Origin of the sequence: Pandoraea sp. PE-S2T-3 (genome assembly GCF_002179965.1) — a bacterium.
Lineage (GTDB): Bacteria > Pseudomonadota > Gammaproteobacteria > Burkholderiales > Burkholderiaceae > Pandoraea.
Genome location: NZ_NGUQ01000037.1, coordinates 725,233 through 742,890, shown reverse-complemented (window position 1 = coordinate 742,890; position 17,658 = coordinate 725,233). Strand labels below are relative to the sequence as shown.

Genomic DNA, 17,658 nt, shown 5'->3' with positions numbered 1-17,658 from the left:
CGGTATGCCTGAAATTCGTTGCGTTTCGAGGATCGGTCGATTCGCGCAGCCCACCGGCCGCGCTTTGCTTTCCCGCTTGGGGGAAACGCCGGCTACTCGGGTTGTTCGTTGTCGTTGCGCGACGGCGCAGGGGCCTGCGAGCCCGCGTGCTGGCCATGCGATGCGCTCTCGCGCACGCTGGCGTCACCCTGTTCGATCAGTCGGGCGTGACCGGCATCGGCGTGCATCTGGCGCGCCACATGATTTGCGTGCGACAAATGCATGGCATGGGCAGTCGATGGTGTTTCGATCGGATGCGGCTTCGGATGCACGGGGATCTTGCCGATCATCGGTGTGAGCGGTGCGGGCGGTGCCGCTACGGCGTGGACTGACGTGGCGGAGGCGTCTTCGGGGGCACGACGCATCCGTTTGAGGAACGGGCATTGATCCGCTGCCGCAACGTTCTCGTCTTCGAGGAAGTACTGCTTCCATTCGAGATTGCCCGGGTCGCCATAGAAACCAAGATCGGGGTGCGGGCCGACGGCGTCCCACTTGCGCAGCCGCTCGCGCACTTGTTCGCGCGCCTGACGGCCGATCACCTTGTTCGTGATGGTGTCCACGAAAACCGCGCGCGGCTGGAACAGCAGGACCATGCCCGGCCCGAGGTTGCGGCTGTGCCGCTGCGAAAACGACGGGCACGCGCAGACGACGAACATCTGTAGCCCGCCGTAGCCGAATTCCCAGTCCTCGTGCGACGGCGGCACTTGCTGATCGGCTTCCGGATCGGGATCGACGTCATGCAGATACTGCAACGTGCCCCAGAACAGGTCGTGATACGCGTTGTGCGTCAGCGGCGTGGCGTCGGGTTCATAAAAAATCGCGATGTTGTTGCGACGGAACTCGGGCTGCGACGCGAGCCGCGCGAACGTGAGCATCGTCGCGGGCAGCGTCGCGTTGTCCTTGCCGTTCACGAACGTGTAAAACATCTCGCCGCGACGCTCGGCAATGGTGCCGAAGAAGCACGGATACTCCGGGTGCATGACCTGCGAACGAAGCGTTTCGTACGAGGTCTCCAGCCAGTCGGGCAGGTCGATGCCGCCGACCTGCTCGCCGAGAATGACGCGAGAGCGCCAGTCGCTTGCCGTGGCGCGCCGGGGCGCAGGGGATGACTCGGTCGAACGGGGGGAATCAAGAACATCGCGGGGGTCGAGCTGCATGAGCTTCTCCGTCGAAACTGCGCGCGCCGGCCCGGGCCGGCTGTCATTGCGTCACGCATCGACCACCGCGAGTCGAGACGAGTCGCGGCGGGACGCATGAACGTGCCTAGAAAATTCGTAATCGGCTATTCGTGTCGATAGCCTCGAGACAATCAGGTCGCCGGCGCTACGTGGGCGCGCCGGCGTTGCCGCGAACGGGCATGGGGTGTACCGGCTCAGGCGAGCGCGGCAGAAGACTTCGGTGCCGGTGCGTTTGGCGCGTTGCCGGTATGCAGGGCTTCGAACCACGCGTCCGGAATGATCGGCTGGTGATACGTGCACTCGTGCGAGACGACCGTCGAGCCATGCAGGCGGCCATCGGGAATCAGTACGCTGTCGCCCTGCTTCATCTTCAGTTGCATGCCGAGATTGCCCCAGAAGATCATGTCGCCCGATTCGATCACCACGAGCCGGTGGTCGTTGTGCACGTGCGTGGTGGAACACATCTCGCGCGGCTCGACAAACGTCTCACGGTCGATACCCGGGCACTCGGCTTCGATACGCCCTTCCACTTGCTTCGCGAAAGCCACATAGCGCTCGATTGCCGAGAGCCAGCGCAGTTGTTCACCGAGATCCCAACGCCCGCGCGCGCCCATGAGTTCCGCCGCCCCAAGCCCTTGGCTCACACGGCCCAGTCCTTGAGCGCCGTACTGCGCGTCGATTTGCGTGGTCGCGGCGGCCGCCCGGCGGAGCAGATCCGCGACGGCATCTTCCAACGGCGGCTGTTGAATCGGCAGGCCGTGCAGCATATGCGGGCACGCAGCCGCGGCGGCCTGACAGAACGCCAGCATCTCGGCCTCAGCCACAAACGCGGCACCGAGCAGCGCGAATGCGCGATCCGGGCGTGCGCCCAGCGCGTAGAGAAAATTGCACTTCGCGAGGCTCGTCGGCAAATAGAACTGCCAGTACGAATGCTCGCGACGCGTCAGGTCCAGTGCACCGGCCACACGGGTCAGCAGCGCGTCTTGCGCCGCGTCCGTCATGACCGGACGCGCGTCGGGCGACACCGCATCGAAATAGCCGGACGCCACCGCACGCGCAACCGCTGCACGACGCGACGGAGCGAGGCTCCAGCGCTGAATCATGATGAAGCGCAGTCCTTCGGGCAGATACTCGTTACGTTGCAGCAGCGCAAAGATTTCACTCCACCACGCGTGTTCAGTGCGCACGATGGCGTCGAGGGTATCCGTCAGCGCGCCGGGCGTGGCGTCTGCCTTGCCTTCGTTACCGAGAAACGCATACGCGTAGTTCTCAAGGTAGGGCCGGATGCGAGCGCCCAGCACTTGGTTGCGCTCGCTGTAGAACGCGTCGGCGCTGGCAAAAATGTCCACACCGCCGTCCGCATCGCCGGGGCGCGGCATGCGGGCAATGCCCACCTCGTTGATGCACATGAGCAGGCGTTGCGATGCCAGCATCGGGAGGCGGCTCACCGTCTCGGCGCGCACGGCCTTCTTGAATTGCAGGAACTCGAGATCTTCCGGGCGCAACGGCCGGCGGTAGAAGTCTTCGTCCAGTTCCAGTTCTTCGACGACGGCGCTACGAAACGCCATATGCGACGCGAATTCCCGAATCAGCGGCAACGTGTCGTCGCGGACTTCGAGATAGGGGGCGAAATCGAACAGCGGGGGGAGGCCTTGCACGATGTCCATCTCCGTATTGACGTCAGACGAGCGCCCGGACAGGCGTCTCGGTGATACCAGCCACCTCGCGCAATGGCGCAATGACGTGCGCCAGCAGCGCGTCGCGGTGGGTATTGATGAAGAAATGCCCGGCCGGCACTCGCGCCGAGGCGAACGGCCCCGTCGTCTCGCTGGCCCAAGCCGGGTCGTTGGCGGGCACGACGCAGCGCGCGTCGTCGTCACCATTGATCGCCAGCAACGGGCAAGCCAATGGCGCACGCGCAGGCGGATCGTAGGTGCCGCACAGGTGAAAATCGGCGCGCAGCGCCGGCATGACGAGCGCCATGAACTCGGGGTTGTTCAGCAGACTGTCCGGCATACCGCCCAGCCGCCGGACTTCGGCAATGAAAGTCGCGTCGTCGCAGGTCAGCCAATGTGTTTCACGCTGACGCAAGGCCGGCGCGAGACTGGCCGACGCGCCAAACCAGCGCGGGCTAACACCCAGCCGTGCCCGTAGCGCGTGAGCCATTTCGAGCCCCACGAGCGCGCCCATGCTATGGCCGAAGATCGCGAACGGCAGTGGCGCCTGCCCCGGCACCATGAGGTGCGTCAGCGCCTGCGCGACCATGTCGTCGATGAATTCCGGCCAACGATGCACAGGGGCGTCACCGTGGCGCACGCCCCGCCCCGCCGGATGCAACATGACGGGACGAATCGCGTCGGGTAGCGAACGAGGCCATTCGCGATAGATCGCAGCACTGCCCCCGGCATATGGCAGGCAGAACAAGGTGAGAGGAGCAGGCATTCAGGCGGCGCCAGTCAAGAGGACGCGGTTCGGGCGCAATCAGTGCACCGAGGCAGAGGCACCGGCGCTCGTCGGCTGACCCGCCTGCTCGGCCATCGCCTTTTGCAGGCTCAACGGGCGCATGTCGGTCCAGTGCTCCTCGATGTAGGCCAGGCATTGCGCCTTGTTGCCCTTCATGCCGACCGCGTGCCAGCCACCCGGAATTGCCTTGTAGCTTGGCCAGATCGAATACTGCGCCTCGTGGTTCATCACAACTTCGAATTCCGCGTTTTCGTCGTCCCAGCTCATCGCGTTGCTCCCAAAAGGTTCGAATTCCTTAGTACTTTGACATCCGGATGTCACCCGGAAACGTACCGAATCAGCCAATGATTTATGGCTAGTTAATGAGAATCATTACTCATTAGAGATGGTGAATCTACAAAAGAGACACCACGGCTGTCAATCGAATTCTGATCATTGCGGCCTAAATATCCTTCATCTTCGTCATATTTTTATGACAACGCGCCGTAGATATCAAAACACTGAAGACGATAGGATTTCTCTGTAAATGAGAATCGTTCTATACTTGGCGCCGCTCGTGCGGTGATCGCTGCCGTCCACCGCTTCGCCATCCAAATGATTTGCCGGCGCCACGATGGCGTTGGCTGTGCACGCTATCGAAGCCGATGCCATTCAAACCGAAGCGAATTCGCAGCACCCTGCTCCTCCTTGTCGTCGTGCTGCTGGCATTCGTGCTGTGGTTCACGATATTTCGTAGCGTGGAACAGGTCGAAACCACCACGGTCAACCGGGGCAATCTGGAACTGACGGTCACTGCCTTGGGCAATTTGCGCCCGCGCAGCTATGTCGACGTCGGGGCACAGGCGTCCGGCGCCATTCGCCGTCTCCATGTGCAGCCCGGCACGCGCGTGAACAAAGGTGACCTGCTCGTCGAGATCGATCCTGCGGTCCAGCAGGCCAAGGTCGACGCCGATCGCGCCAGTCTCGCGAGCCTGCATGCGCAGCTTGCACAGGCGCAGGCCGAACGTGTGCTGGCCAGCCAGCGTTCGGGGCGTCAACATCAGATGATGGCCGACGGATCGACACGCCTTGAAGACGTTCAGACCGCACAAGCCAACCTGAATGTCGCTCTCGCCAAGATCGACAACTTGCATGCGCAGATCAACGGCGCCACGTCGACGCTCAAGGGGGACGAGGCGCAGCTTGGCTACACGCGCATTTACGCCCCCATGACCGGCACCGTGGTCACGCTCGACGCCCGCGAGGGTCAGACGCTGAACGCCACCTATCAGACGCCGCTGATCATGCGCATCGCCGATCTGTCGCACATGACCGTGTGGACGCAGGTCTCCGAGGCGGACATCAGTCACGTGAAGGCGGGCATGCCGGTCTATTTCACGACACTGGGCGGCCAGACCGACGGCGGGCCGCGACGCTGGCACGGCACTGTGCGACAGGTGCTGCCCGCGCCGCCCACGCCACTCGACAAGAGCGGTGGCGACGCGTCGCAGCAGAGTCCGACGGGCAGCACCGGCAAGGTGGTGCTCTATACCGTGCTGGTCGACGTCGACAATCAAGACGGCGCCCTTATGCCGGAGATGACGGCACAGGTGTTCTTCGTCATCGCCTCGGCGAAAAATGTGCTGCTGTCGCCCATGACGCCGCTCGTCCCCGTGAATGCGCAGGCCGGCCTCTTCATGGCCAAGGTGCTCGTCGATGGCAAGCGCGTCGAGCGCAAGGTGCGCATCGGCTTGCGGGACCGGCTGGATGGTGAAGTGCTTGAGGGGCTCGAGCAGGGCGACGCGCTGATCACCTCGATCAGCAACGTCCGCGCGGGCGCGGGGAGATTCCAGTGGTAACCGAAACCAACGCCCCGGTGGCAGGCGGTGAACCGCCGCCCTCGCCACGCCCGACGCATATTCCGCTGATCGAACTGGTCGATATTTGCCGCAGCTACGGGGGCGCCGGCGGTACACCGGCAACACAGGTGCTGCGTGGCGTCTCGATGCAAATCGATGCGGGCGAGTTCGTCGCGATTGTCGGCGCCTCCGGCTCGGGCAAGTCGACGCTGATGAATCTGCTCGGCTGCCTCGACCGGCCGACATCCGGGCAATACCGCTTTGCCGGTCAGGACATCGCGTCGTTCCGTGCCGATGAGCTTGCTTGGTTGCGCCGAGAAGCGTTCGGATTCGTGTTCCAGAACTACCATCTGATCCGCACGCTTGACGCCCTGCACAACGTTGAAGTCCCCGCCGTCTATGCCGGTATGTCCCGCACGGACCGGCACCGCCGGGCGACGGAATTGTTGACCCGTCTGGGTCTCGACGGGCGGGTTCATCACCGGCCACACCAACTCTCCGGCGGTCAGCAGCAACGGGTATCGATTGCCCGCGCGCTCATGAATGGCGGCCGCATCATTCTCGCGGACGAGCCGACCGGCGCGCTCGACACCCGCAGTGGGGCCGAGGTCATGGCATTGCTGCGCGAACTGGCCGACGCGGGCCACACCGTGATTCTCATCACGCACGATCGGGGCGTCGCCAGTCAGGCGCGACGCGTCATCGAGATTCGTGACGGGCTGATTGTGTCCGACACCGGTGAAGCGCCGCGTGACGCCGAGTCCCTCCCCTCGCCTGCCGAGCCGTCATCGTCTGCGCCAAGCGACGGCGCTGGATGGACGCTCAACGCGCAGAACTTCGCCACCACCATGGCGCACGGGCTTTCGCGCGCCGCGTCACCATGGGCGGATATCCATGAAGCCGTGCAAGCCGCATGGCAGGTGCTGCTCGTCAATCGCTTCCGCACGCTGCTCACGCTGCTGGGCATCATCATCGGTGTGGCGTCGGTGATCGTGATGCTCGCCATCGGCACCGGCACGCAGCGCACCGTCATGGCCAAGATTGCGAGTTTCGGCACCAACCGGATGTACGTGACACCGGGAGGCGATACCGAGCGCGGTCCCGGCGGCACGTTGTCCGAAGCGGACGCCGCGCTGCTCGCGCAAGTGCCCAACGTCGATATCGCCATGCCCTTCTTTGCTGGAAAAACGACGGTTCGCGCGGCCAACGTCGATGTCGGCACGCGCTTGTGGGCCGTGACCGAAGATGCGCCCCACGTGCTGAACTGGAACGTGTCGCGTGGCACGTTCTTCACCCGGCAGGACGTGCGCACACTGGCCACCGTCGCCGTACTGGGCAAGCGCATCAGCATGAAGTTGTTCGGTCCGGCCGATCCGTTGGGCCAATATGTGCTGGTGAACAACGTGCCGTTTCAGGTCATTGGCGTGTTGACGGAGAAAGGCGCTACGTCCGGCCAGTCGAACGATGACGACGTCGTGCTCGTGCCGTCCAGCACCGGCAGCCGACGTGTTTTCGGCACGGCAAATCTCTCGTGGATCTCTGTGCTCGTGCGCGATCTCGACAAGGTCGACGACACGGCGGCGGAGATCACTCGGGTGCTGACCGACGCCCATCATGTGAAGGACTTTCAGGTTTATAACCAGGCGGCGTCGCTCAAGGCGCAGAGCGAGGCGCAGCAGACGCTGACGCTGACGCTCGGCCTGATTGCCGCGATTTCACTGGTGGTCGGCGGTATCGGCGTGATGAACATCATGCTCATGACGGTGCGCGAGCGCACGCGCGAGATCGGCATTCGCATGGCCACGGGCGCGCGGCAGGCCGACATCCTGCGTCAATTCCTGACAGAGTCAGTCATGGTGTCGACGGTGGGCGGCGTGCTGGGTACGGTCGTCGGCCTTGCCTTCGGTGTGGCGCTCATTCTCTGGGGCGTCGATCTGGTCTTCTCCGTGCGCGCCATGCTCGCCGCGTTTGGGTGCGCCCTCGTCACCGGACTGGTGTTTGGCTACATGCCCGCACGTCAGGCCGCCCGCCTCGATCCCATCGTCGCGCTTGCCAGCGATTGACCGCCATGCACCGCCAGCTCATTTCATTCATCACTCGCCGTACGACAGCGCAATGCCTGTCGCTCGCGTGCGCGGCACTGCTCGTCAGCGGGTGCGTGTTGCACGAACCGCCCGCACCGCGTGACGTGGCAACGCCTGCCGTCTGGCGCTCCGGCGCGACGTCGGTTGTGCCATCTCAGGTCGCGACCGTCGATCAAACGTGGTGGCATGCCTTCGGGAGCGAGTCGCTCGATCAGGTCGTGGCGCTGGCTGAACGCGACAGCTTCGACGTGGCCGCCGCGTATTCCCGCGTCCGGCAGGCAGAGGCGCTGGCACGGATTGCGGGTGCCCCATTGCTGCCTGCGCTCGATGGCAGCGGTTCTGCGTCGAGGCAAGGACGCATGAGTGGTCGGGCCGACGTGTCCGGCAACATGCTGGCGCTGGGATTGACGGCGACTTACGAGCTGGACTTCTGGGGCGCGAATCGCGCCGCCCGAGACAGCGCGCTCGCGCAACTGCGCGCCAGCGCCTTTGACCGCGACACCGTTCGACTGACCGTGACGGCGGGCGCTGCCAATCTCTGGTTATCACTGGCGGCGGCGCGCGAGCGAGTGTCCATCGCCATACAGCAACGCGACATCGCCGCACAGGTGTTGCGCCTAATTCGTTCGCAGACGCAGGCTGGACAAGCGACTTCCCTCGATCTCGCACAGCAGGAAGGGCTTTACGAGGCGCAGCTACGTAATGTCGCGGCCCGGAACCAAGACGCAACCGATAGTGAGAATGCACTGGCGGTTTTGATCGGACACCACCTCGGCGACGTTGCCTTGAACACGCCGATGCTGGATACACTTACCGCGCCACCCACGGTGGCCTCGCTCCCCCGCGATCTTATTGCGCGACGTCCCGACATTGCGCGTGCCGAAGCATTGCTAGCCGCCAGCGACGCCGACGTGCTCGAAGCGCGCGGGCGCATGCTGCCGTCCGTATCGCTCACGGGCGGCATCGGGTTTTCGGGCGGTCGCTTGAATACGGTTTTGGAGAATCCTGTGTATAGCGTCGCGGCAGCCTTGAGCGCGCCGATCTTTCATGGCGGTGCGCTGGCGGGTGCGCGTGATCTGCGGGTTGCGCAGCGTGAGGCGCTGCTGGCGGACTACCGGCGCACGATCGTCGCGGCGTTTGGTGACGTCGAGGCGTCGCTCAACGCCATCGACGGCATCGACCGTCAGCAAGCGGCACAGCAACGCGAGCTATCGCAGGCGCGGACGGCGTTCACGCTGGCGCAATCGCGCTACCGTGCCGGTGCCGACACCATGCTCACCTTGCTTGATACGCAACGCACTTTGTTTGCCTCGCTCGATCTGCAAGTGCAGTTGCGACTCGCAAGACTTCAGGCATCGGTGGCGTTATACAAGGCGCTCGGCGGCGGCTGGCAGCCGCCACCGGCAGGTGAGCTCGTCAGTTCGTCAGCGAGACAAACCAGACCTTCTTGACGAACGCGTCGACTTCCCAGTGACCTTTGTAGCCTTCAGGCATCACGAACGGATCACCGGCTTTCAGCGCATGCACGGTGCCGTCCGGGTCGACGATGCGGCACTCGCCTTCGAGGATGTAGCCGAATTCGATGTACCCGGTGGTATCCGAGCGAAACTTGCCTGCCGTGCTTTCCCAGATACCGGACGACGCACGGCCGCCGTTACCCTCGAAGCCCGTCATGCTGCGAAACACGGTATCGCCTTCCATCGGACGGCGCGGCTTGCCGATCTCCGGGTTTTGCAAAGGACCTGCGCTGAAGCGCACCAGATGCGAATGACTTTCGGCCACAACTTACCTCGTTCTATCAATTGGGAATGACGTAGGAATCAATGCCTGTCGTACTTCGACAAGCGGAAGGGATGCGGGTCGACCAACGGCGTATTGCCTTGCACGAGATCGGCCATCAGTGCACCGGCGGCTGGCCCGATGCCGAAGCCGTGGCCCGAGAAGCCGGATGCCAGATAAAAGCCGGGCACGCTGTCGACGCCCGAGATCACCGGAATGGCGTCGGGCGTCACGTCGATGAAACCGGCCCATGCGTGCGCGACTTGCGCTGGTTGGAATTCCGGGAAGGCCTGCTTGAGTTTGTCGAGCGCGACACTAATCGACTTCATGCCGGGGGCCGGGTCGAGCGTGCGATGCGCTTCGAACGGCGTCGCCGCATCCGACCCGAAGCGGGTCGGCATCATCAATTCGTCGAGAAAGCGCTTGCCGACGCGCAGCTTCAGATACTTCTTCTCCGAGAGCCATGCCGGGAAAAACTGGCGGCACAGACGAATGCTGTCCGGCGTGAGGTCGGCCACCGACGCGCCCAATTGCGACACCGAATAGCCACCGTCCGCGCGCTTGCGGCACGTGAAATCCTTGCCGTTGATCGCGAGATCGAGTCCGGCGTCCACGGGCGTCGTGCGAAGCACCGACGCGTGCACCTTCAACTGCGGGAAGCTCACCCCCGTGTTGCCGCAGAACAGACGCGACCACGCGCCACCGGCCAGCACCACGGCATCAGCCGCGACGCGACCCTGTTCGGTGACGATGCCGCTCGTGCGTCCGCCTTCACGATCGAGACCGCGTACGGCCGTCTGTTCGAACACCTGAGCGCCGGCCGCGATCGCCAGCTTGGCAATCGCCTGCGTCGCGCGTTCGGGCTCAGCCACACCGTCCGACGCGCAATGCAGCGCCCCAATCCAGTGACGCGCCGAGCGAGACTTGAACAAATCGGGCAACTGGTCGCGGTTCAGCAATTCGGCGGGCACGCCCAGCGGCAGCGCCTTGTCGAGCCATTTGCGATAGCCATCCAGATCGTCCTGCGATTCTGCCAGATACGCCACGCCCGTCTGGCGGTAGCCCACGTCGTGCTGTGCCTGAATTTCCTTCCACAGACCAATCGCCTGCATCGCCAGCGGCAGCTCCTTATGGTCGCGGCCGACGGTACGAATCCAGCCCCAGTTGCGCGACGACTGCTCGCCCGCAATGACGCCCTTCTCGAACACCGCCACGCGCAAGCCTGCTTTGGCCAACGCCCACGCGGTACTCATTCCGATGATGCCTGCCCCGATGATCGCGACATCGACCTGTTTGGGGAGAACGCTAGCCATAAATTACCTGCCGACAATAGGAGAAAGAATTCGGGAGTTCGCGCGCAATCTGCACAGCCTCTGCACTGCTGCTGCGCTCAGACGTAGAAGTGGTTGCTGTTCACGACCATGAACACCGTGGGCTCGTCCCACGCGTTCTCCCAGCGATACGGGCGGTTGCCGGTGAATCCGTAGGTGTCGCCGGGGCCGAGGACCAGCGTGGTGTCGTCGATGAACACGCGCAACTTGCCGGAGAGCACGTAGCCCACCTTGTCGCCGCTTTGCACCAACAGATTCGAATCGGACGCGGCGCCGGGTTCGAGCTCCATCATGAAAGCCTCGAGCGACGCGCAATTGAGCGGCGTGATGCGCGACTTCGTGACCCCGGAGCCCGCCAGCCGCAGCGGTTTGCGCTGGCTCGCCCAGACGACGAACTCGTTCGGCTCGGTGCTGGCGCTCGGTGCGTCTTCTGCGACGGTGGGCATCGACGTGAACAGCGCCGCCCCATCCACGCCGAGCGCGTGACAAAGCTGACGCAGCGAGCGCATCGATGGCGAACTCACGCCGCGCTCGATCTGGCTCAGCATGCCGATCGACATGTTGGCGCGCGCCGCGAGGTCCTTGAGCGTGAACTTGCGCTCGGTGCGCATCGCACGCAAACGCATACCTAACTCCATATCGCTCGCCTGAACCTCGGGGTCCAGATCATCGGCGATACGGCCAGATGCCTCGGGGTCAGACTCGGAGAATGCAGACAGCGGCGCGGCGGTGACGGCTTTCGGCTTCGATGGCATGGCGAAAAGGACGCAAAGGACGAAAAGGAATCGGAAACACCAGAGAGACGCAAACCGGGGCGTGTGAAACGTACGCCCGGTGAATTTCAATCACACTTCAAAAAGATTAGAGTGATTTCGATGTGGCGTCAATCCGGATCCCCCCACCCCTCTGTCGTTATTTGTCACCTCATGCCATCAGCGGCGTGCTTTGCGCATACGTCCGGTCGTGCCAAAGCAGGCAACTGGCGTCCGGCGTGGTGCCGACACGGGTGGCCGCGACGGCGCCCACGATGATCGTGTGCGAGTAGCCGTCGTGGGTGTCGAGCAGCGTGCAGTCGAGCGCCACCGCAGCGCTGGCGAGAATCGGCGCCCCCGTCTCGAGTTGCGTCCACAGATCGGCCTCGAAGCGCGCCGCTCCTCGCTCCTGCTGAAAGCGCACGACAAGCTCGCGATGGCCGGTCGATAGCAGATTCACTGCGAAACGCCCGGCCTCGAGAATGCTGTCGTGGACCGACGCGCGCTTATGGACACAGACGAGAATCGACGGCGGCTCGGCCGAAAGGCTGCACACAGCGGTCGCAATGATGCCGATGGGGCCGTCGGCGCTACGCGTCGTCACGGCCGTGATACCGCCGGGGAACGACGCCATTGCCCGCTGAAAGTCTGGAATCTGGACGGTGGAAGTCATGATGTCGTTCAGCCCTGCCGGTACGTCAACGGCGTCAGTCCGAGATTGGCGCGCAGCGTATTGCCCTCGTACTCGGTGCGGAACAGTCCCCGGCGGCGCAACTCGGGCACGACCAGTTCTGCCATGTCGTCGATGCCGTGCGGCAGCGTGGCCGGGCAGATATTGAAACCGTCGGCGGCCTCGTTGCAGAACCATTCCTCCATCTGATCGACGATGTCCGCGGGGGTGCCGATTACCATGCGCACCGTGTAAGTGGCGGCCACGCGTTGATACAACTGGCGAATCGTCAGGTTCTCGTCGCGCGCCATCGCGAGCAGGTTGTCGGCAATGCTGCGGATGTTGCGGCTGGGCTCGACCTGCGGCACCGGCCCATCCACGGGATAGCCCGACAGATCACCCAGCGCGTCATACAGGCTGGCCAGCCCGCTGATCGGGTCGATGAGTTCCTGCAACTGATCGAACTTGTCCTGCGCTTCCTGCCGGGTTCGGCCGACGAAGGGCGTCAGCCCCGGCATGATCAACAGGTCGTCCGGCGCACGGCCATGGGCGGCAAGACGCCCCTTCAAATCGCGGTAGTACGCCTGTGCGTGCGCAAGGTTGTGCGAATTGCTGTAGACCACATCGGCTTCGCGCGCTGCCAGCGCCCGCCCGGCTTCCGACGCGCCCGCCTGCACGATGAGCGGCCGCCCCTGCGGTGTGCGCGCGGAATTCAGCGGGCCACGGACCTGAAAGTGCTTCCCCGCATGGTTCGGCACATGCAGCTTGTCTTCGTCGTAGAACACGCCGCTCGCCTTGTCTCGGATAAACGCATCGTCTTCCCAGCTTTGCCAGAGCGATTTGACGACTTCGACGAACTCGTCGGCGCGCTCGTAGCGCTCCTCGTAGCCCAGATGCTCGTCGCGGCCGAAGTTGCGCGCCTCCTCGTTCGACCACGACGTCACCACGTTCCAGCCGGCACGGCCGCCACTGATGTGGTCGATCGACGCGTACTTGCGGGCCACGTGAAACGGCTCGTTATAGGTCGTCGAGGCGGTGGCGACCAGACCGATATTGGACGTGTGCGCGGCAATCGCGGCCAAGAGCGTGAGCGGCTCCAGCTCGGCGTTGCGCATATCGCGGGCCAGCGCGCCGCGCGGGTTGTCCTGCGCCCGGATGCCCAGCCCGTCGGCAAAGAAGATCATGTCGAACTTAGCGGCTTCGGCCTTCTGCGCGTTTGCCAGAAAGTAACGGTAGTCGAGCGCACCGGCGGCCGGTACGTCGGGGTGGCGCCACGCGGCCACGTGGTAGCCGAGGTAGCGCATCGACAGGCCGAGTTTCATTTTGCGATCAGTCGTCATGGGGCGGTCTCTTCTCAAAAGCTGACGGATGGGGGTGATGGGTTGACTGGCAGCACGCTAGACACCGCAGCGCGCCGCAACCTCGGCGAAACACCGGTCGCGGTATTCGCGCATGAACGCAATGAAGGTGCGACACACCTTTGGGAGCGGCCGGTGCCGCGGATACAGCAGGCCCACGCCGAAATCGAGGCTGGGACGCATCGGTCGCGCCACGACCCGATCAAGATTGGCGTGCACCGTGAACGGATCGGCGAGCGCAACGCCCATGCCCAGATGGACGAATTCGCTGACCGCTTGCAGATAGGACGTCTCCAGCGACGTCACACGGCGCACGCCATGCGCGTCGAAGAACTGATCGACGTGATGGCGCACCTGACAGACGCTTGTCATCGAGATGAACGGCAGGCCGTCGACATCGCGCGGCTGCAACTCGTGCTTGGCCGCCAGCGCGTGGCCCGGCGGCAGAATGGCGTAGTACGGCACCCGGCAGAACTCGTCGACGGCGACGTCGGCGCGGGAGAACGGCAGCTCGGCCAGACCGAAATCCGTCTGCTGCGCGGCAATCCAATCCTCCACGCGCGTCGATGACTGAATCTCCAGCGAGATCGTCACGCCGGGGTATTTCTCGCAAAACGCCTTGATGACGCCCGGCAGAAAGCTCAGGCCCAACGCCGGCATGCACGCGATGGCGATATGACCCACGCGGTTTTGCCGGACATCGCCGGCCAACTCCCGGATGCGCTCGTACGACCGGTAAGCGTGCTCGGCCTGCTCGAAGATCAACTGCCCCTCGGGCGTGACGGCCAACCGGCCATTGGCCCGATCGAACAGCGGCAGCGCGAGCGAGCGCTCAAGGTGACCGATCAGCCGGCTGACGGTCGATTGCGACGTCCCGAGCATCTCCGCCGCCCCATTGACGGTGCCGGCCATGACGGTGGCGCGAAAGGCTTCCAGTTGTCGAATGTTCATCGTGAACTCCAGAGGGCTCGCCCTCGTGCCATGTGAGGCATCGGGTGACAAGCACGTGAAATCATCTTGGCGCAGCGTTGCCGTGCAGACAATGGCATCAATAAGCGTTGTCATTGCAGAAACTGCATACGGCCGGCGCACTTGCACCCGTCGACCTGCTGTGGCCTCGCCAAGGCCAAAAACCCGGCAACCCCTGAGGGGCGGCCGGGCTGAAACGTCAGTCAGTCGGGACTGTGCGAGGCGTTACAAGGCCTTGCCGGGTCTCGCCAGGTCTTACGTCAGGCCATCACGTCACATGCTTGCGGCTGGCGTACAGCCCCATCAACGCGAACACGGCAATGATCACGATGTAGTACGCCGGGGCCATCACGCTGCCCGTCGCCTTGACCATGAAGCCGACCACCAGCGGCGTAATGCCGCCGAAGAACGTCTGCGCGACCACGTAGGCGATCGACACCCCGGTCGTGCGGCACGACGTCGGGAACAACTGCGAGAGCAGCGAGCCGATCGGCGCGTAGTAGAAGCTGTAGAACACGAACGACAGCGTGCACTGGAAGACCGCCAGCGTCAGCAGCGATGGCGAGCGCGTGAGCATCTGGAACAGCGGGAACACCAGAATCACGCCGAGGATCAACGCCGTGCGCATGACCTTCACCGTGCCCAGCCGGTCAGCGGCGATACCACCGAGCATCGGCACGAACGTGCAGACCACACCGCTGCAAATCGAGGCGATGAAGGCGTCGTCTTTGGTCAGTCCCAGATTGTTGATGGCGAACGTCGGCATGTAGAGGTTCAGGAAGCTGGCCACCACGCCGGCGGCCGCTACCACCGCGCCGATCAGCACAAAACGCTTGTGCGACCGGAACGTCTCGGCCAGCGGGTTCTGCACCGTGGCACCCGTGCGCTTGACCTGTTCGAAGTCAGCCGTCTCTTCGATCTTCGAGCGGATATACAGGCCCACCGGCCCGATCAGGCAGCCAAACAGAAACGGCAGACGCCAGCCCCACGAATTGATCTGGTCCGTCGTGAGGAAGTGGTTCAGGAAGTACGCGAACAACGACGCGGCCAGCACGGCAAGACCCGACGCCGAGAATTGCAAGCTGGCGAAAAACGCCTTGCGCGAGGCGCTCTGCTCCGTCAGATACGAGTTGGCGGTACCGAACTCCCCGCCTACCGAGAAGCCTTGCAGCAAACGCCCCGTGACGAGAATCACCGGCGCCCAGACGCCGATCGTGTCATAGGTCGGCGATACGGCGATCAGCACCGTGCCGGCCAGCATCAGCATGGCCGCGAAGCTCAAGGTGGCACGCCGGCCAACCTTGTCGGCCATCATGCCCAGCACCACCGCCCCGACTGGGCGGATCAGGAAGGAGCTTGCGAACGTCATCAGGCTGAACAGCAGTGCCGACTGCGGATCGCCCTGCGGGAAGAACAGTTTCGAGATGGTGATCGCGAACATCGCGTACACCAGCAAATCGAACCACTCGAAGAACGTGCCAAAGTTCGCCGCGATCACATCGCGGGTCCGGTTTCCCTTGCGGGGCTGCCGGGTAGTGAAACAGCCGATTTCGGTGGTATCCATATGCGACCTTCCAGGGCGAGGCGTTGCAGTGATCTGAGCCTGCATTCTGAGCAGCCGAATTCCACGTCGATATTAGAGATTTCACCTATGTGAAATTATTCGATGAATTTTGGTGAAATTTCTTTCTGATTGAAATTGTGTGGAATTGGCCGATTCGCGGGACAACCTGACTTGTCTGTTGTTCCGGCTCGGAGTAAAAGTCGACCCATCGACGACAACCGCGAGTTGCGTGCCCATGGACTCACCCGCCAAGCTCAACGCCGACTCGCTGGGTATCGTCGAATCCGTGATCATGGGCATCGCCGGCACGGCACCCGCCTACAGCATCGAGATCACGACATCCACGATCATCGGGACGGCCGGTACCCTCTCGCCGGCCAGCATTCTGGTGTGCGGCCTCATCATGTTCGGCATTGCCTACGCGTTCATTAATATGAACCGCGCGCTGGCGAGCGCCGGTACGTCCTATTCGTGGGTCAGCATGGTCTTCGGGCGCGGCCTCGGCTTCTTTGCGGGCTGGGCGCTGCTGGTGCTGTGCTGCGTGTTCATGGTGTCCGCCATGATTCCGGCGGCGAATGCCACATTGCTGATCTTCAATCGCCCCATGATGAATAACGTGCACTACGTGACGCTGATCGCGGCCGCGTGGCTCACCTTCGTCAGTGCGGTGGTCGTCAAGGGCATCAAACTCACCAGTTATGTGCAGGTGCTGATGACGGTCGTCGAGGGCATCATCCTGCTCGTGATCATCGTCGCGAGCTTCTTCGTGTTTCCGCACGCGCAGCAGCATGCGTTCTCGTGGGGCTGGTTCTGGCCGCTGGCGTTCACGCCCAAGACGTTTGCCAGCGGTGCGCTGGTGGCGATCTTCTTCTTTTATGGCTGGGACGTGACCATGAACCTCAGCGAGGAAACCCGCGATTCGAACCGTACCCCGGGCCGGGCGGCATTCTGGTCGATGGTGTTCCTGATGGTGTTTTTCCTCGTCTTCATTGTCATCGCGCTGCTCGGGCTGTCGGACGCCGAGATCCAGCACTACAACACGAACATCATTTTCGCGATCGCCGAGAAGCTGCTCGGGCCGACGTGGGGCTACGTCGCGATCATCGCGGTGTTACTAAGCACGGTGGGCACGGTCGAGACGCAGATGTTGCAGTTCACGCGCACGCTGTTCGCCAAGAGCCGCGACGGCGCCCTCCACCATCGCTATGCGCGGCTGCATCCCCGCTGGCGAACGCCCCACATCGCCATCTTCTTCATCTGGATCACCGGACTCGTACTGCTGTTGATGTCGTCTTATCTCCCGACCATCAACGTGATCCTGCAAGACTCGATTACTGCGATCGGCTTCCAGATCTGCTTCTATTTAGGACTGACCGGATTCGCCTGCGGCTGGTACTACCGCAAGGTACTGACACAGGGGCCGTGGGTCGCGGTGACCCACGTGATCTGGCCGGTGGCGAGCGGCGCGTTTCTGTTCTTTATCGCGCTCTACAGCATCCCGACCTTCGACTGGGTGACGAACATCGTCGGGATGGGCGGCATCGCCATCGGTGCCATCCCCCTGCTGTTGAACCGCAAACGCATCTGGGGCGTGGCGACGGGCTGAGGCAGCCCGCGCCCAATTCAGAAGGTC

General features: G+C 63.4%; 15 protein-coding genes. 4 read left to right on the top strand and 11 right to left on the bottom strand.

Annotation, left to right across the window (positions count from 1 at the left end; all coding sequences use genetic code 11):
• Positions 1 to 92: 92 nt before the first annotated feature.
• From CDV46_RS25555 to CDV46_RS25540, 4 genes are all read right to left on the bottom strand, one after another.
• Positions 93 to 1,196, bottom strand: coding sequence for a YqcI/YcgG family protein (locus CDV46_RS25555; RefSeq protein WP_087725809.1), 1,104 nt, complete (start codon positions 1,194 to 1,196; stop codon positions 93 to 95).
• Between the two features lie 215 nt (positions 1,197 to 1,411).
• Positions 1,412 to 2,884 carry a peptide synthetase gene (locus CDV46_RS25550; RefSeq protein WP_087725806.1) on the bottom strand — a complete coding sequence of 491 codons (1,473 nt, stop codon included), beginning with the start codon at positions 2,882 to 2,884 and terminating at the stop codon, positions 1,412 to 1,414.
• 13 nt (positions 2,885 to 2,897) lie between these two features.
• A complete protein-coding gene (locus CDV46_RS25545; RefSeq protein ID WP_087687514.1) occupies positions 2,898 to 3,659 on the bottom strand; it encodes a thioesterase II family protein in 762 nt (253 codons plus the stop codon).
• 39 nt (positions 3,660 to 3,698) lie between these two features.
• Positions 3,699 to 3,947: an MbtH family protein gene (locus CDV46_RS25540; RefSeq protein WP_087687515.1), complete on the bottom strand. Its 249-nt coding sequence runs from the start codon at positions 3,945 to 3,947 to the stop codon at positions 3,699 to 3,701.
• Between the two features lie 377 nt (positions 3,948 to 4,324).
• Here CDV46_RS25540 and CDV46_RS25535 point away from each other — a divergent pair, with 377 nt between their 5' ends.
• From CDV46_RS25535 to CDV46_RS25525, 3 genes are read left to right on the top strand one after another with little or no spacing between them, the layout of a single operon-like run.
• A complete protein-coding gene (locus tag CDV46_RS25535; protein ID WP_087725804.1) occupies positions 4,325 to 5,518 on the top strand; it encodes an efflux RND transporter periplasmic adaptor subunit in 1,194 nt (397 codons plus the stop codon).
• Entirely contained in the window at positions 5,512 to 7,581 is a 2,070-nt protein-coding gene (locus CDV46_RS25530; protein WP_303395616.1) for a MacB family efflux pump subunit, read from the top strand. Before CDV46_RS25535 ends, CDV46_RS25530 begins: the two co-directional genes overlap by 7 nt.
• Before the next feature lie 5 nt (positions 7,582 to 7,586).
• Positions 7,587 to 9,053, top strand: coding sequence for an efflux transporter outer membrane subunit (locus CDV46_RS25525; RefSeq protein ID WP_254916222.1), 1,467 nt, complete (start codon positions 7,587 to 7,589; stop codon positions 9,051 to 9,053).
• Here CDV46_RS25525 and CDV46_RS25520 read toward each other — a convergent pair.
• The 7 genes from CDV46_RS25520 to CDV46_RS25490 form a co-directional block, all read right to left on the bottom strand.
• Complete coding sequence (locus tag CDV46_RS25520; RefSeq protein ID WP_246185632.1) at positions 9,019 to 9,384, bottom strand: cupin domain-containing protein; 366 nt, start codon at positions 9,382 to 9,384, stop codon at positions 9,019 to 9,021. The two genes, CDV46_RS25525 and CDV46_RS25520, sit on opposite strands and share 35 nt — an antisense overlap.
• A 38-nt stretch (positions 9,385 to 9,422) precedes the next feature.
• Complete coding sequence (locus CDV46_RS25515) at positions 9,423 to 10,694, bottom strand: NAD(P)/FAD-dependent oxidoreductase (RefSeq protein WP_087725802.1); 1,272 nt, start codon at positions 10,692 to 10,694, stop codon at positions 9,423 to 9,425.
• Positions 10,695 to 10,771: 77 nt separating this feature from the next.
• Complete coding sequence (locus tag CDV46_RS25510) at positions 10,772 to 11,467, bottom strand: helix-turn-helix domain-containing protein (RefSeq protein ID WP_087725800.1); 696 nt, start codon at positions 11,465 to 11,467, stop codon at positions 10,772 to 10,774.
• Between the two features lie 169 nt (positions 11,468 to 11,636).
• Positions 11,637 to 12,137 carry a flavin reductase family protein gene (locus CDV46_RS25505; protein WP_087725798.1) on the bottom strand — a complete coding sequence of 167 codons (501 nt, stop codon included), beginning with the start codon at positions 12,135 to 12,137 and terminating at the stop codon, positions 11,637 to 11,639.
• 8 nt (positions 12,138 to 12,145) lie between these two features.
• Positions 12,146 to 13,474, bottom strand: coding sequence for an LLM class flavin-dependent oxidoreductase (locus CDV46_RS25500; RefSeq protein ID WP_087725796.1), 1,329 nt, complete (start codon positions 13,472 to 13,474; stop codon positions 12,146 to 12,148).
• A gap of 57 nt (positions 13,475 to 13,531) precedes the next feature.
• Positions 13,532 to 14,443 carry a LysR substrate-binding domain-containing protein gene (locus CDV46_RS25495; protein WP_087725794.1) on the bottom strand — a complete coding sequence of 304 codons (912 nt, stop codon included), beginning with the start codon at positions 14,441 to 14,443 and terminating at the stop codon, positions 13,532 to 13,534.
• A 286-nt stretch (positions 14,444 to 14,729) separates the two neighbouring features.
• Positions 14,730 to 16,025 (bottom strand): MFS transporter, encoded by a 1,296-nt coding sequence (locus CDV46_RS25490; protein ID WP_087687522.1) that lies wholly within the window; start codon positions 16,023 to 16,025, stop codon positions 14,730 to 14,732.
• A gap of 235 nt (positions 16,026 to 16,260) precedes the next feature.
• Between CDV46_RS25490 and CDV46_RS25485 the strand changes: the two genes are divergently transcribed.
• Entirely contained in the window at positions 16,261 to 17,631 is a 1,371-nt protein-coding gene (locus CDV46_RS25485; RefSeq protein ID WP_087687523.1) for an APC family permease, read from the top strand.
• Positions 17,632 to 17,658: the final 27 nt, after the last annotated feature.